12 protein-coding genes and 1 riboswitch are annotated in these 15,015 nt (G+C 75.0%); of the genes, 4 read left to right on the top strand and 8 right to left on the bottom strand.

Features of this window, described 5'->3' with window-relative positions; genetic code table 11:
• Positions 1–30: 30 nt before the first annotated feature.
• The 5 genes from ACOTKD_RS22955 to cobN all read right to left on the bottom strand — a co-directional run bounded on the left by ACOTKD_RS22955 (position 31) and on the right by cobN (position 6,761).
• Positions 31–801, bottom strand: a complete 771-nt coding sequence (locus ACOTKD_RS22955; protein WP_424890878.1) for a hypothetical protein — start codon at positions 799–801, stop codon at positions 31–33.
• Positions 801–2,072, bottom strand: a complete 1,272-nt coding sequence (locus tag ACOTKD_RS22950; RefSeq protein WP_424890877.1) for a VWA domain-containing protein — start codon at positions 2,070–2,072, stop codon at positions 801–803. The genes ACOTKD_RS22955 and ACOTKD_RS22950 overlap by 1 nt, the downstream gene beginning before the upstream one ends.
• A 10-nt stretch (positions 2,073–2,082) precedes the next feature.
• Positions 2,083–2,301: a hypothetical protein gene (locus ACOTKD_RS22945; RefSeq protein ID WP_424890876.1), complete on the bottom strand. Its 219-nt coding sequence runs from the start codon at positions 2,299–2,301 to the stop codon at positions 2,083–2,085.
• Positions 2,302–2,425: 124 nt separating this feature from the next.
• The gene (locus tag ACOTKD_RS22940; RefSeq protein WP_424890875.1) at positions 2,426–3,142 is read right to left on the bottom strand and encodes a Crp/Fnr family transcriptional regulator; all 717 of its coding nucleotides are present in this window, start codon (positions 3,140–3,142) and stop codon (positions 2,426–2,428) included.
• 10 nt (positions 3,143–3,152) lie between these two features.
• The gene (cobN, locus tag ACOTKD_RS22935; protein WP_424890874.1) at positions 3,153–6,761 is read right to left on the bottom strand and encodes a cobaltochelatase subunit CobN; all 3,609 of its coding nucleotides are present in this window, start codon (positions 6,759–6,761) and stop codon (positions 3,153–3,155) included.
• A 112-nt stretch (positions 6,762–6,873) separates the two neighbouring features.
• Positions 6,874–6,949: riboswitch (cobalamin riboswitch) on the bottom strand.
• Between the two features lie 160 nt (positions 6,950–7,109).
• Between cobN and ACOTKD_RS22930 the strand changes: the two genes are divergently transcribed.
• From ACOTKD_RS22930 to ACOTKD_RS22920, 3 genes are read left to right on the top strand one after another with little or no spacing between them, the layout of a single operon-like run.
• Entirely contained in the window at positions 7,110–8,522 is a 1,413-nt protein-coding gene (locus ACOTKD_RS22930) for a cobalamin biosynthesis protein CobG (protein ID WP_424890873.1), read from the top strand.
• A complete protein-coding gene (locus ACOTKD_RS22925) occupies positions 8,519–9,169 on the top strand; it encodes a precorrin-8X methylmutase (protein WP_424890872.1) in 651 nt (216 codons plus the stop codon). Before ACOTKD_RS22930 ends, ACOTKD_RS22925 begins: the two co-directional genes overlap by 4 nt.
• Entirely contained in the window at positions 9,166–10,689 is a 1,524-nt protein-coding gene (locus tag ACOTKD_RS22920; protein ID WP_424890871.1) for a precorrin-2 C(20)-methyltransferase, read from the top strand. Before ACOTKD_RS22925 ends, ACOTKD_RS22920 begins: the two co-directional genes overlap by 4 nt.
• Before the next feature lie 201 nt (positions 10,690–10,890).
• Here ACOTKD_RS22920 and ACOTKD_RS22915 read toward each other — a convergent pair whose 3' ends face one another.
• On the bottom strand, positions 10,891–11,649 hold the full coding sequence (locus ACOTKD_RS22915; protein ID WP_424890870.1) for a cobalt-precorrin-6A reductase: 759 nt from the start codon (positions 11,647–11,649) through the stop codon (positions 10,891–10,893).
• 99 nt (positions 11,650–11,748) lie between these two features.
• Between ACOTKD_RS22915 and ACOTKD_RS22910 the strand changes: the two genes are divergently transcribed.
• Entirely contained in the window at positions 11,749–12,954 is a 1,206-nt protein-coding gene (locus ACOTKD_RS22910) for a cobalt-precorrin-5B (C(1))-methyltransferase (protein ID WP_424890869.1), read from the top strand.
• On the opposite strand, the gene ACOTKD_RS22905 is transcribed toward ACOTKD_RS22910, so the two are convergent.
• Together ACOTKD_RS22905 and cobM are read right to left on the bottom strand one after the other, a co-directional pair.
• Positions 12,938–14,161, bottom strand: a complete 1,224-nt coding sequence (locus ACOTKD_RS22905) for a serine hydrolase domain-containing protein (RefSeq protein ID WP_424890868.1) — start codon at positions 14,159–14,161, stop codon at positions 12,938–12,940. The two genes, ACOTKD_RS22910 and ACOTKD_RS22905, sit on opposite strands and share 17 nt — an antisense overlap.
• A 41-nt stretch (positions 14,162–14,202) precedes the next feature.
• On the bottom strand, positions 14,203–14,964 hold the full coding sequence (gene cobM, locus ACOTKD_RS22900) for a precorrin-4 C(11)-methyltransferase (RefSeq protein WP_424890867.1): 762 nt from the start codon (positions 14,962–14,964) through the stop codon (positions 14,203–14,205).
• Between the last annotated feature and the right edge of the window lie 51 nt (positions 14,965–15,015).

The following is a 15,015-nucleotide window of genomic DNA, read 5'->3' as shown; positions in this document are numbered from 1 at the left end:
CGTAGCCCCGCCCGCCGGCCGCGCGGGGCGCTACTGCCGCGCGGGGCGCCGCGGGTGGCGGGTCAGCACGTAGCCGCCGATGGCCGCGAGCGCGCCGAGGACGGCGCCGCCGACGGTCCACGCCCAGCGGTCCGACCACCAGCTGCCGTTCCAGCCGTCCTCCGGCTCCCCGACGGCCGCGGCGTGCAGCGGGGCCACCTCGCCGCCCTCGGCGCGGGCGCCGCCCGCGTCCTTCGCCGTCGCCTCGACCTCCGCCTTCACGGGCAGGCCGTGGTCCCGGTCCGGGCCTTCGGTCAGCGTGAGGCGGATGTAGTAGGCGCCGGGCAGCGGGTCGTTCGCCCAGCGTTCGGACCACGGGCGGACGGTCCGCAGCGTGCAGGTCAGGGTCACCGAGGCGTCGTGCTCGGAGGCGCGCTGCGTGGGCTCGCCGGAGGCGCAGGCCTGGCGGCGGCGCAGCCCGTCGTAGACGTCGAGCTGCCAGACGGCCGAGCCGTGCCGCGCGGACGCCTCCGGCAGGTTCACGGTGGCCTTCACCTGCGGCTGCTGCCCGGCACCGGCCGGGAACTGCCAGTAGAGGTAGTCGCCCGTGGAGGCGTCGGCCGTGGCCTTCTGCCCCTGCTTGAGGACGGTGGCCGTGCGGAAGCCCGTACCGGCCTCCGTGGGCGCGCTGTCCTCACCGGCGGAGGCCCCGGGGCTCGGGGACGCGGCAGCGGCGGCGCCGGCCGAGGTGAACAGTGCGGCGGCGGCGAGCAGTCCGGCCGCGGCCGCGCGGGCCGCGGGGGTCATCAAGGGAAGTCTCATCAGTTCGCCCTCCACACCGAGACGCGCCAGCGGGAGACCCAGCCCCACACCAGCCCTGCGATCAGCCCGGTCAGGGCCAGGACGCCCAGCAGCACCCAGCCCCGGCCGAGGCCGAAGGCGGCCAGGTCGGAGGGGTCGTCCGGGGCTTCGGCGAGGTCCACGGCCAGCTCGACGGGCAGGCCCGGGTCGCGCTTGACGTTCGCGGGGGCCGAGAAGGAGCTGGAGACCTCCAGGCAGACGGTCCGCGGCTCCTTGCCCTTCTCGTCCTCGTCGCCGGACTGGCCGTTGGCGTAGCGCAGGCCGGACGAGACGACGTCCGTGCGCCCGCTGCCCGCCTCCGCGCCGCGGACGAGCTCCTGGCCGCCCTCGCTCACCGCGCGCACCAGCACGCCGTAGTCACGGTCGACGGCGCGGTCCGCGCCGATGCTCACCGACGTCCGCAGCTCCTGGCCCGGCTTCACCTTGACGCGGTACCAGCGGTGCTCGGAGAACGTCTCCCGGTCGGTCCACAGGCCGGCGCCGATCTCGGGGGCCTTGGCGCAGGAGTCCGTGCCCTGGACGGGCTTCGGGGTCTCGACGGGCGTCTCGGAGCGGCGCACGAGCTGCTTGATCCGGCCGGACAGCTCCTTGGTGTGCCGCACGGTGCTGTACGTGCCGCCGGTGGCCTCGGCGATGCAGCTGAGCTGCTCGCGCGTCTTGTCGTCCTGGGCCAGACCGAGGGTGTCGATCGTCAGGTGCGTGCCCTTGGCCGCGAGTTCGCGGGCCACGTCGCACGGGTCCGGCTGGCCGCAGGAGTCCTCGCCGTCGGTGATGAGGACGATCCGGCGGGTGCCGCCGTCCGTGCCGAGGTCCTGGTCGGCGCCGCGCAGGGCGTAGCCGATGGGGGTCCAGCCGGTGGGCCGCAGCGTCGCGACGGCGGCCTTGGCCTCGGTGCGGTCGACGCGGCCGACGGGGTAGAGCTGCTTGCTGTCGCGGCAGCCGAGCTCCTTGCTGTCACCGCCGTAGTCGGCGCCGAGGGTGCGGATGCCGAGCCGTACGCCCTCCGGGACCGCGTCGATGACCTCGTTGAACGCCTGCTGTGCGGCCGCCATGCGGGTGCGGGTGCCGCCGTCCACGTCCTGGGCGCGCATCGAGCCGCTGACGTCCAGCACCAGCTCGACCTTCGGGGAGTCCTTCGGGGGGCTGTCGGCGGCGTTCGCCGGCGCGATCCCCCCGGCCAGGGCGGCGAGGAGGGCGCACGCGCCCGCTGCCAGCCGTTTTCTGATGATCATCCAAACGATCCTACTGACCGCCGGAGGCCGACACTCCCGGGGACGGCTGCCGCACCGGCCCGCCGTGCGGATCGTCGTGCTCCTGACCGCCGTTCAGCAGCCCCCAGCCGAGGAGGGCGGCGACGGCGAGCGCGATCCAGCCTCCGCCGCTCTTGCGTCTTTTGTCTCGTGCCGGCGGCTCCGTGCAGGCGCATCCGGCGTGCCGGCAGCAGCAGGTGTGGTCGGTCATCGGGCACTCCGCTCCTCGGTCCGGCCGGTGCCCCTTCCCCCCGCGAGGGGCACCGGTACGGTCAAGGCTCGGTGCAACGGCCGGGAAAGAGTGCACCGCGCGTGCACAGTGGACGTGGCACGCGTCACACGTTCCGGGGACCGCTGCGGGCGAACGCACGCAGCCCGGCCAGGTCGTGGACGACGATGCACTTGCGCCCCGCGCCGACGACACCGCCGCCGATCTCGCGCAGCCGGGCGCTGACGGTGTTGCGGGAAACGCCCAAGTACTGGGCCAGGTCGGACCTGGTGACGGCCAGTTCGACGCCGGAACCGGCGGCGGCCGCGGCCTCGCCCATGGCGGCCACGAGCACGAGCAGCGCCTGCGCGACCCGCTCGCAGGAGCCGCCGCGGCCGGCCCGCGCGCGGTCGGACTCCCCGAGCCGGGCCAGGGCGTGCTCGTGCAGGACCGGGGACAGCCCGTGCCGCTCGACGAACCGCCGGAAGCGGTCCTTCTCCACCACGGCGACCGCGCAGGCAGAGATGGCCTCGACCGTGGCCAGCCGGGCCGCGCCGCCCCGGACGACCGCGGCCTCGCCGACCACGTCGCCCGCGCCGCGGAACGCCAGCACGCGCACCGTGCCGTCCCGCTCCGCGTAGGTCACCTTGACGACCCCGCCGGCCAGGGCGAGCGCGTGCGTGCCGGGGGCGCCCTGCCGCAGCAGCACGTCCCCGGCGCGGTGCGCCCGCCGGTGTCCCTCGGCGAGCAACGCCTCCCACATGGGGGCGCCGATCAGCTCGGCGAGGGTCACGCCCAGGGCGTGCCCGGGCGGTTCCTCCGCCGCGTACGACCGTCCGCCCATGGGGCAGACCTTAGCCCTCCGTGCCCTCCTCCAGCGATCCTTCGGTCTCCAGGAAGACCTGCCGCAGCGCTTCCAGCGTCTCCGCGTCGGGCTTGGCCCACATGCCGCGGCTCTCCGCCTCCAGGAGGCGCTCGGAGATGCCGTGCAGGGCCCAGGGGTTGGCCTCCTGCAGGAAGGCGCGGTTCTCCGGGTCCAGGACGTAGGTCTGGGCGAGCTTGTCGTACATCCAGTCCGCTACGACGCCGGTCGTGGCGTCGTAGCCGAACAGGTAGTCCACGGTGGCGGCGAGTTCGAACGCGCCCTTGTAGCCGTGGCGGCGCATGGCCTCGATCCAGCGCGGGTTGACCACGCGGGCGCGGAAGACCCGCGAGGTCTCCTCGACGAGGGTGCGGGTGCGGATCGTCTCCGGGCGGGTGGAGTCGCCGATGTACGCCTCCGGGGCCTTGCCCCGCAGCGCCTTGACCGTGGCGACCATGCCGCCGTGGTACTGGAAGTAGTCGTCGGAGTCGGCGATGTCGTGCTCGCGGGTGTCCGTGTTCTTGGCCGCGACCGCGATGCGCTTGTACGCCGTCTCCATCTCCTCGCGGGCCGGGCGGCCTTCGAGGCCGCGGCCGTAGGCGTAGCCGCCCCAGACCGTGTAGACCTCGGCGAGGTCGGCGTCGGTGCGCCAGTCACGGCTGTCGATCAGCTGGAGCAGGCCGGCGCCGTACGTGCCCGGCCGGGAGCCGAAGATGCGGGTGGTGGCGCGGCGCTCGTCGCCGTGCACGGCCAGGTCGGCCTGGGCGTGGGCCCGGATGTGGTTCTGCTCGGCGGGCTCGTCGAGGGAGGCCGCGAGCCGTACCGCGTCGTCCAGAAGGCCGATCACGTGCGGGAAGGCATCACGGAAGAAGCCGCTGATGCGGAGGGTGACGTCGATGCGGGGGCGGCCGAGCTCCTCAAGGGAGACGGCCTCCAGGCCCGTCACGCGGCGCGACGCCTCGTCCCACACGGGGCGGACGCCCAGCAGGGCGAGGGCCTCCGCCACGTCGTCGCCCGCCGTGCGCATCGCGCTCGTGCCCCACAGGGACAGGCCGACCGACTGCGGCCAGTCGCCGTTGTCGGTGCGGTAGCGCTCCAGGAGGGAGTCCGCGAGGGCCTGGCCGGTCTCCCACGCGAGACGGCTGGGGACGGCCTTGGGGTCGACGGAGTAGAAGTTGCGGCCGGTCGGGAGGACGTTGACGAGACCGCGGAGCGGCGAGCCGGAGGGGCCGGCGGGGACGAAGCGGCCGGCCAGGGCCTTGACGGCGTTGTCAAGCTCGCTCGTCGTCCCCGCGAGGCGGGGGACCACTTCGCGTGCCGCGAAGTCCAGGACGGCGGCGACCTGGTCGCCGTGTCCGGCCGGGACGGCCGCCGGGTCCCAATGCGCCGCTTCCATGGCCTCCACCAAAGCGCGGGCCTCGGCTTCCGCCTGGTCCGCCGTCGTCCGCGTCGCGGCCGACTCGTCCAGGCCGAGGGCCTCTCGCAGGCCCGGCAGCGCCGTTTTGCCGCCCCAGATCTGACGGGCTCGCAGAATCGCCAGGACCAGGTTCACGCGATCGGCGCCCACCGGGGCGGAGCCCAGGACGTGCAGGCCGTCGCGGATCTGCGCGTCCTTGACCTCGCACAGCCAGCCGTCGACGTGCAGCAGGAAGTCGTCGAAGCCGTCGTCCTCCGGGCGCTCCTCCAGCCCCAGGTCGTGGTCGAGCTTGGCGGCCTGGATGAGGGTCCAGATCTGGGCGCGGATCGCCGGCAGCTTGGCCGGGTCCATGGCCGAGATCTGCGCGTACTCGTCGAGGAGCTGCTCCAGGCGCGTGATGTCGCCGTAGGACTCGGCGCGCGCCATCGGCGGCACGAGGTGGTCGACGAGCGTGGCGTGGGCGCGGCGCTTGGCCTGTGTGCCCTCGCCCGGGTCGTTGACGAGGAAGGGGTAGACGAGCGGGAGGTCACCGAGCGCGGCGTCGGGGCCGCAGGCGGCGGACAGGCCGGCGTTCTTGCCGGGCAGCCACTCCAGGTTGCCGTGCTTGCCGAGGTGCACCATCGCGTCGGCGCCGAAGCCGCCGTCCTCGCGGGCGGCCGCGATCCAGCGGTACGCGGCGAGGTAGTGGTGCGACGGCGGCAGGTCGGGGTCGTGGTAGATGGCGATGGGGTTCTCGCCGAAGCCGCGCGGCGGCTGGATGAGGATCAGCAGGTTGCCGCGGCGCAGGGCGGCCAGGACGATGTCGCCCTCGGGGTTGCGGCTGCGGTCGAGGAACATCTCGCCGGGGGCCGGGCCCCAGTGCTCCTCGACGGACTCGCGCAGCTCCTGCGGCAGCCGTGCGTACCAGCGCTTGTAGTCGGCGGCCGGGATGCGGACGGGGTTGCGGGCGAGCTGCTCCTCGGTGAGCCAGTCCTGGTCGTGGCCGCCGGCCTCGATGAGGGCGTAGATGAGCTCGTCGCCGTCGCCGGACGCCAGGCCGGGGACCTCTTCCGTGCCGAAGTCGTAGCCCTCCTCGCGCAGCCGGCGCAGGAGCGCGACGGCGCTGGCGGGGGTGTCGAGGCCGACGGCGTTGCCGATGCGGGAGTGCTTGGTGGGGTACGCGGAGAGGACGAGCGCGATCCGCTTCTCGGCGGCGGGGACGTGGCGCAGCCTGGCGTGGCGGACGGCGATGCCGGCGACGCGGGCGGCGCGCTCGGGGTCGGCGACGTAGGCGGGCAGGCCGTCCTCGTCGACCTCCTTGAAGGAGAACGGGACGGTGATGATGCGGCCGTCGAACTCGGGCACGGCGACCTGGGTGGCGGCGTCGAGCGGCGAGAGGCCCTCGTCGTTCTCCTCCCAGGCGCTGCGCGGGCCGGTCAGGCACAGGGCCTGCAGGATCGGCACGTCGAGCGCGGCCAGCGCGCCGGCGTCCCAGGACTCGTCGTCGCCGCCGGCGGAGGCCTCGGCGGGCTTGGTGCCGCCCGCGGCGAGCACGGTGGTGACGACGGCGTCGGCGCCGCGCAGGGCGTCGATCAGCTCGGGCTCGGGGGCGCGCAGCGACGCCACGTACAGCGGCAGGGGGCGGCCCCCGGCGTCCTCGACGGCGGCGCACAGGGCCTCGACGAACGCGGTGTTGCCGCTCATGTGGTGGGCGCGGTAGTAGAGCACCGCGACGCGCGGGCCCTCCGCGTTCCCGGCGCGCGCCTCCCGCTCCAGCTCGCCCCAGGCGGGGGCGGCGGCGGGCGGCTCGAAGCCGTGGCCGGTGAGGAGCACGGTGTCGGAGAGGAAGCGGGCGAGCTGTTCGAGGTTGGCCGGGCCGCCGTGGGCGAGGTAGGCGTGGGCCTCGGCGGCGATGCCGACGGGGACGGTGGAGGCCTCCATCAGCTGGGCGTCGGGCGCCTGTTCGCCGGTCAGCACGACGACGGGGCGGTCGCCGGCGAGCAGCAGGTCCAGGCCCTCCTGCCAGGCGCGGATGCCGCCGAGGAGGCGGACGACGACGAGGTCGGTGCCCTCCAGGAGCTCCGGGAGGTCGTCGAGGGCGAGCCGGGCGGGGTTGGCGAGCCGGTACGGGACCGGGCCCCCGTGAGCAGCAGCCGCGCGGGCGCTGAGCAGGTCGGTGTCGGACGTCGACAGGAGAAGGATCACGCGGCGCTCCCCAGGGCATCGTGGGTCGCCCGGGGTGCCCGGCACCGGAATGTGCGCATGCGGCGGCAAGCCTTCCTCGGGGTCCGCGCCCCGGGCGGTTGGAGGACGGCGGGAGTTCCTGACTCACCCGGCAGGGACTGCCGGGCTCACAGTGGCGGGACCGTGCCGGATTCTCACCGGACTTCCTCCCCTGTCGCCGTCGCTGGCGTTTGGCGGAGCGGCGCCCGCGGAGCGGGCGCTGTTCCACCGTGGAGCATAGTAAAGCCCAGGCAGACGGCCGTGCGGGAGTGTGCGGGGCGTGCGGTAGGGGGCCGTGCGCCGGGCAGGGGCGTCGGTATGCTCGCGGCCATGTCCACCACCCCCGCACCTCCCCCGGACCGGGCCGCCGGCGCTGCCGGCGCACCCTCCGCGGGGCCCGTCCGCGAGCGGGGCGACGCCTGCCCCGGCGCGCTGCGGCTGCACGCCGCGGACGACGGGGCGCTGGCCCGGATCCGGTTGCCCGGCGGGTTGTTGACGGCTCGTCAGGCGCGCTTGCTGGCCGATCTCGCGGAGACTCCGGGCGACGGGCACCTCGACCTGACCTCGCGCGGCAACGTCCAGCTGCGGGGCCTGCCGGCCGGCTGCGGCGGCCCGCTCGCCGAGCGGCTGCGGCTGCGGGGTCTGCTGCCGTCGGAACGGCACGACCGGATCCGCAATGTGGCGGCCTCGCCGCTGTGCGGCCTGGACGGCTTTTCCCCTGATCTGGACGGCTTTTCCCCTGATTCCGCTTCCGGCGTGGAAGGGGCACCGGCCGACGTCCAGGCATGGGCCCGTGAGCTGGACGGACTGCTCTGCAGCGACGACGCGCCCGCAGACCTGACGCGCCTCTCCGGAAGGTTCCTCTTCGGACTGGACGACGGGCGGGGCGACATCGTGGCCCTGCGGCCCGATGTGACATTGATCGCAAGCGGCGCCGGGCGGGCCCTCCTGTGCTTCGGCACCACCGGGCCCGGCCTGCGCGTCCCCGCCGCGGACGCCCCGCGCGCGGCCGTGCTGGCGGCGGCCGAGTTCCTGGCGGCGCGGGAGGCCTCCGGCAGCGGGGCGTGGCGCGTACGGGAGCTGCCCGCCGGGCAGCGGCCGGCCGCCGGGCGGCTCGCGGAGCGGCTCACCGCGGCGGGCATCGCCTCCGCGGTGCTGCCCGCTCCCCGGATCCCCCTGGGCGGCCCGGCCGTTCCGGGCCTGGTGACGGGACCGGACGGCACCTGCTCCCTGTCGGTGACGGCGCCGCTGGGCCGGCTGACCGCCGCTCAGTGGCGGCTCGTCGTCCGCATGGCCGTCAAAGAGGGGAACCAGACGATCCGGGTCACGCCCTGGCGCGGCCTCGTCGTCCCCGGCTTCCCCGCGGAAGAGGCCCCCGGCCTGCTGGCGGACCTCGCCGGCGCGGGGTTCGTCACCTCCGCGGAGTCCGCCTGGCACCGCGCGGGCGCGTGCGCCGGGCGCCCCGGATGCGCCAAGTCCCTCGCCGACGTGCGGGCGGACGCGGCGGCCTGCCTCGCGAGCGGGCAGGCTGCTGGTGCGGCGGCGCTCCCGGTCTACTGGTCCGGGTGCGAGCGGCGCTGCGGGCACCCCGGGGGCGGCCCGTGGGTCGACGTCCTGGCGACGGGCGAGGGCTACCGGGTGACGGTGCGGGACGAGGACGGCGGCCGGCAGGACGCCGGGCCCCGGACGGTGCCGGCGGCAGGGCTCGCCGGCGCGGTGGCGGCGGCACGTACCACGACATGAACGAGGACAACGAGGCCACAGTGTTCGACTACGACAAGGACGGCGCGTCCATCTACCGCCAGTCCTTCGCCACCATCCGCGCCGAGGCGGACCTCGGCGGGCTGCCGCCCGACGTCAGCCGGGTCGCGGTGCGCATGATCCACGCCTGCGGGATGACGGACCTCGTCAAGGACCTCGCCCACTCCCCCGGCGTCGTGGCGAAGGCGCGCGCCGCGCTCCTCGCCGGGGCGCCCGTCCTGTGCGACGCGAACATGGTCGCCAGCGGCGTCACCCGCAAGCGCCTGCCCGCGGACAACGAGGTGCTGTGCACGCTCGCCGACCCGGCGGTGCCCGAGCTGGCGCGGCGCATGGGCACGACCCGCAGCGCCGCGGCCCTGGAACTGTGGCGCGACAAGCTGGACGGCGCCGTCGTGGCGGTCGGCAACGCGCCCACCGCGCTCTTCCGGCTGCTGGAGATGGTGGCCGAGGGCGCGCCCCGGCCGGCCGCCGTGCTCGGCATACCGGTCGGCTTCATCGGCGCCGCCGAGTCCAAGGACGCCCTGGCCGCCAGCCCCTTGGGGCTGGAGTACCTGGTGGTGCGGGGGCGGCGCGGCGGCAGTGCCATGGCCGCGGCCGCGATCAACGCGATAGCGAGCGAGGAAGAGTGAGCGAGCAGCATCCGCATCCGCAGACGACGACGGGCCGGCTGTACGGGGTGGGGCTCGGCCCCGGCGACCCGTCGCTGATGACCGTACGGGCCGTCGAGGTCATCGCGGCGGCGGACGTCGTCGCGTACCACAGCGCCCGGCACGGCCGCTCCATCGCGCGCTCCATCGCCGAACGCCACCTGCGCCCCGGCCACATCGAGGAGCGCCTGGTCTACCCGGTCACCACCGAGACCACGGACCACCCCGGCGGATACCGGGGCGCCATGGAGGAGTTCTACGAGGAGGCCGCGGCGCGGCTCGCCGCGCATCTGGACGCCGGGCGCACGGTCGCCGTCCTCGCGGAGGGCGACCCGCTCTTCTACAGCTCGTACCAGCACATGCACAAGCGCCTCGCCCACCGCTATCCGACGGAGGTCGTGCCGGGCGTCACGTCGTTCAGCGCGGCGTCGGCCCGCCTCGGCGAGCCCCTCGTCGAGGGCGAGGAGGTCCTGACGATCCTGCCGGGCACGCTGCCCGAGGAGGAGCTCGCGGCACGGCTCGCCGCCACCGACTCGGCCGTCGTCATGAAGCTCGGCCGGACCTTCCCCGCGGTGCGGGGCGCGCTGGAGCGCTCGGGGCGGCTCGCGGACGCGCGGTACGTCGAGCGGGCGACGATGAGCGGCGAGCGCACGGGGCGGCTCGCCGACGTGGACCCCTCGTCGGTGCCGTACTTCTCGGTCGCCGTCCTGCCGAGCCGCGTCGACGCCGCGCCCGGCGCGGAACGCGGCGAGGTCGTGGTCGTCGGGCTCGGCCCGGCCGGCCCGCTGTGGCTCACGCCCGAGGCGCGCGGCGAGCTCGCGGCCGCCCAGGACGTCGTCGGCTACAGCACCTACGTCGACCGGGTGCCGGCCCGCCCCGGCCAGCGCCGCCACGCCTCCGACAACAAGGTGGAGTCGGAGCGGGCCGAGTTCGCGCTGGACCTGGCGCGGCAGGGACGGCGCGTCGCCGTCGTCTCCTCCGGCGACCCCGGCGTCTTCGCCATGGCCACGGCGGTCCTGGAGGTGGCCTCCGAAGGCCCCTACCTCGACATCCCGGTACGGGTGGTCCCCGGCATGACGGCCGCCCACGCGGCCGCCTCCCGCGCGGGTGCCCCGCTGGGCCACGACTACGCCGTCCTCTCCCTCTCCGACCGGCTCAAGCCGTGGGAGGTCATCGCCGGACGACTGCGCTCCGCCGCCTCCGCGGACCTGGTCCTCGCCCTGTACAACCCCGGCTCCCGCAGCCGCGTCTGGCAGGTCGGCAAGGCCCGCGAACTGCTCCTGGAGTTCCGCGCCCCGGACACGCCGGTGGTCGTCGCCCGCGACGTGGGCGGCCCGGAGGAGAACGTACGCATCGTCCCCCTCGGCGAACTCGACCCCGCTGAGGTCAACATGCGCACGATCCTGCTCGTCGGCTCGACGCAGACGCGGGTGGCATCCCGCACGGCGGACGGCTCGCCGGAGACGATCGTCTGGACGCCGCGGCGGTATCCGGAGGCGTGACGGAGGACTGAGGGCGGGCTCGGCACCGCCGAGCCGGTAGGCGACGGTTGCCCGCCGTCGCGGCGGAAACGCCCTGCCGGGCCTGCAGCCGGAACGCCGCCTCGGCGGCAGGAGCGGGCTGCGTAGCGGTGGCACGGCAAGCCGGGCACGGGCCCCGCCGGAGCGGCGAACAGCCGCTGCCTGCGGAGCCGGCGGTCCCGCTCAGGGGCTCGGGAACTGCCGGCGCAGCCACTCCCGGGCCTCCGCCGGGCCCGCGGCCGTCGGGACGCCCTCCGGGGCCGGCGGCCGGCGGACGACCACGACCGGTATGCCCGCTTCGCGGGCCGCCGTCAGTTTGGCCGCCGTTGCCGCCGCACCGCTGTCCTTCGTCACGAGCACGTCGATCCGGTGGCGCCGCAGCAGCTCGCGCTCGCCGTCGAGCGTGAACGGGCCTCGGTCCAGGACGACTTCCATGCGGGGCGGGGCCGGCGGCTCGGGGGCGTCCACGGAGCGGACGAGGAACCACATATCCTCGAGGTGCGCGAAGGCCGCCAGGCCCATCCGGCCCGTGGTCAGGAACGCGCGCTCCCCCAGCGCGGGCAGCACTCCGGCGGCTTCCGCCAGGGAGGTGACCGGGTGCCAGCGGTCGCCCGGGCCGGGCTCCCAGCCGGGGCGGCGCACGGCCAGCAGGGGAACGCGGACGGCCGCGGCGGCCTCCGCCGCGTTGAAACTGATCGTGCCGGCGAAAGGATGGGTGGCGTCGATGAGCGCGTCCACCTGCTGCTCGCGCAGCCACCGGGCGAGGCCCTCGGGGCCGCCGAACCCTCCGACGCGGACCTCTCCGGCGGGCAGGCGCGGCTGCGCCACGCGGCCGGCGAGGGACGTGGTCACGCGGAGCCCGGGGTCGCCGGCGAGTTCACCGGCCAGCCGGCGCGCCTCGGTCGTGCCGCCCAGGATCAGGATGTGGCGCTCGGCCCCCACGTCGTGCCTTTCCGTTCGCGTCGCGGACGGTTCCGCACCGCCGGTCCCCCACATTGTGGTCGCTCGCCGTCGCGGCGGGAAAATCTCCGGGAGCACCCCGTGACCGATGTCACCGAAGCGGCCGGCGCCACGGCCGGCGAAGCCACCGGCGGGCGCGCCGCCCAGCTGCAGCACACCGGTCTGCGCCACGGCTGGACCACCGGCGCCTGTGCGACCGCCGCCACCACCGCCGCGTACACGGCGCTCCTCACGGGCGAGTTCCCCGACCCCGTGACGATCACCCTGCCCAAGGGGCAGACCCCTGCGTTCGCGATCGCCGCGGAGCAGCTGGTTTCCGGGGACGCCGGTCCCTCCGCCATGGCCGGCATCGTCAAGGACGCCGGTGACGATCCGGACGTCACCCACGGTGCGCTGATCCGTGCGACGGTACGGATCCTCCCGCCCGGTTCCGGGGTCGTGTTCCGGGCCGGGCCGGGCGTGGGGACCGTCACGCGCCCCGGGCTGCCCCTGGACGTGGGCGAGCCCGCCATCAACCCCGTGCCGCGGCAGATGATCCGCGACCACGTCGCCGGGGTCGCGGCCCGGTACGGCGGGTCGGGGGACGTCGAGGTCGAGGTGTCGGTCGATCACGGCGCGGAGATCGCCCGCTCCACCTGGAACCCGCGCCTGGGCATCCTGGGCGGCATCTCGATCCTGGGCACGACCGGCATCGTCGTGCCGTACTCGTGCTCCGCCTGGATCGACAGCATCCGCCGCGGCGTCGACGTGGCCCGCGCGGCGGGCCGCCGCCACGTCGCGGGCTGTACGGGGTCGACGTCGGAGAAGGTCGCGGTCGCCGTGCACGGCCTGCCGGAGGACGCCCTGCTGGACATGGGCGACTTCGCGGGCGCGGTGCTGAAGTACATCCGCCGGCACCCGGTGGACCGGCTCACGATCGCGGGCGGCTTCGCCAAGCTGTCGAAGCTGGCCGCCGGCCACCTCGACCTGCACTCGGGGCGGTCCCAGGTCGACAAGGGGTTCCTCGCGGAGCTGGCCCGCCACGGGGGTGCCGGCGAGGAGCTGGCGGCCGCCGTGGCCTCCGCCAACACGGGGCTGGAGGCCCTGCGGCTGTGCGAGGCCGCCGGCGTGCCGCTCGGCGACCTGGTCGCCGCCACCGCCCGCGACGAGGCGCTCGCCGTGCTGCGCGGCGCGGCCGGCGCGGGCGCCGTCCTCAGCATCGCCCCCGCGGGCCCCCACGGGGGGCGGGCGGGGCCGGTGGGGCCGGCAGGCCCGCAGGGCCCCGCGGGGGTTAGCGGAGCGCGTTGACCGTTGCCGCGGCGGCCGGCTTCTTGTCCTTCGCCGGCTTCGGCAGCGCCCCGCAGAACTCGCCCTCAAACATGTTCTCGAAGGGCGGGCTCTCGTTGAGCCAGTCACCGTTGATGTTGAAGGTGAGCATGTGCTTGCCGTCGCGCGTGCCCGCGGCGCCGGTGAGGGAGCCCCAGACGACGCCGTCGTGGCCGTACACCTGCACGCCGCAGGACAGCTTGCGGGAGATGATGCCGAGGCCGTACGTGTAGTGCTCGCCCGTCTCGACGGTGGTGAGCATCTCGTCCAGCTGCTTCTTCGGCAGCAGCTTGCCCTGCAGGAGGCCGCTGTAGAAGCGGTTGAGGTCGCCGCTCGTGCTCACGACCTCGCCCGTGGCACCGGACCAGGACGGGCGGTACTCGGTGGCGTCGTAGACCTCCGGGCCCGGGTCCGGCACGTAGAGCTTCGAGTAGCCGACCGGGTGCGGGGCCGGCAGCTTCGGGTCCGTGCCGGGGAAGGTGGTCTCCTTCAGGCCCAGCGGCTTGACGATGCGGCGCTCGGCCTCGCGGGCGTACGGCGTCCCCGTCACCTTCTCGATGATCATGCCGCCGAGGACGAAGTTGGTGTTGGAGTACCGCCAGCCCTTGCCGGGCTCGAAGTCCGGGCCGTACTTGGTGCCCATGGCCACGATCTGCTCGGGCGTCTTGATGTCGTAGCGGTGCTCGAAGAAGCCCTGGCCGTTCATCTGCTCGTTCCACTCGGGCGTGGACACCATGTCGTGCACGCCGCTGGTGTGGTTGAGGAGGTGACGGATCGTGATCTTGTCGGCGTCGTAGCCGTTGCCCTTGACCACGCCCGGGAGCCACTTCCCGACGGAGTCGTCGATGCTCAGCTTCCCCTCCGCCTCCAGCTGCAGCAGGACTGTGGCGACGAAGGACTTCGTGATGCTGCCCGCGCGGAAGTGGTCGTCGGCGGTGCGCTTGCGCTTCGTGGCGGTGTCCGCGTAGCCGGCGGAGCCGGACCAGGTGCCCTTGGGCGTGAGGGTTCCCGCGGCGACGCCGGGCATGCCGGCGGCGACGAGGCCGTTCAGGGCGGCCCGGGTCGCGGCGTGGCTCTCGGCGCCGGCCGGATCCGCCGCGGCGGCCGGGGCGATCGCCGTTCCGGCGAGTGCGGTCACCGCGGCTGCTACGAGTGCGGCTCGTACGGTCTTTGACGTGCGCTTCGGCATAGGGGTCCCCCCTGGGATGATCATGTGCGAGTAAGCATAGGCTAACCTTCCTTTCCGCAGGCGTTCCGGTCCCGGCCCACCGAGTACAGGTAGCTGTCCGGGAACTGCTCCGCCGCCAGCGTCCGGCCCACGACGATGACCGCCGTGCGGACCACTCCGGCCTCCTCCACCTTCCCCGCGATGTCGGCGAGCGTCCCGCGCAGGACCAGTTCGTCCGGGCGGCTGGCCATCGCGACGACAGCGGCGGGGCACTCGGCGCCGTAGTGCGGGAGGAGCTCCGCGACGACCTGGTCGGTGTAGCGGGCGGCGAGGTGCAGGACGAGCAGGGCGCCGCTGCGGCCCAGGGTGGCGAGGTCCTCGCCGGGCGGCATGGGGGTGGCCTGGCGGGCGATCCGCGTGAGGATCACCGTCTGACCGACCGTCGGCACGGTCAGCTCACGGCCGAGGGCGGCGGCGGCCGCGGCGAAGGCGGGGACGCCGGGCACGATCTCGTACGGGATGCCCGCCGCGTCCAGGCGGCGCATCTGCTCGGCCACCGCGCTGAAGACGGAGGGGTCGCCGGAGTGCAGGCGCGCCACGTCCTGGCCCGCCTCGTGGGCCCGGGTCAGCTCCTCGGTGATCTGATCGAGGTTCAGGCCGGCGGTGTCCACCAGGCGTGCGTCCGGCGGGCATTCGGCGAGGAGTTCGCGCGGGACGAGGCTGCCCGCGTAGAGGCAGACGCCGCAGCGGGCGAGGGTGCGGGCGCCGCGCACGGTGATGAGGTCGGCGGCGCCGGGACCGGCGCCGATGAAGTACACGGTCACGGGGCGGGGTCTCCTGTCGGTGGGAGCGGTGGGGGGTCGGTGCCGGGGCGG

The sequence above is a fragment of the Streptomyces sp. XH2 genome, assembly GCF_049725035.1.
In the GTDB taxonomy this organism is placed as follows: Bacteria; Actinomycetota; Actinomycetes; order Streptomycetales; family Streptomycetaceae; genus Streptomyces; species Streptomyces roseoverticillatus.
The sequence above is the reverse complement of the archived record's forward strand: the minus strand, read 5'-3'. Positions and strand labels throughout refer to the sequence as shown.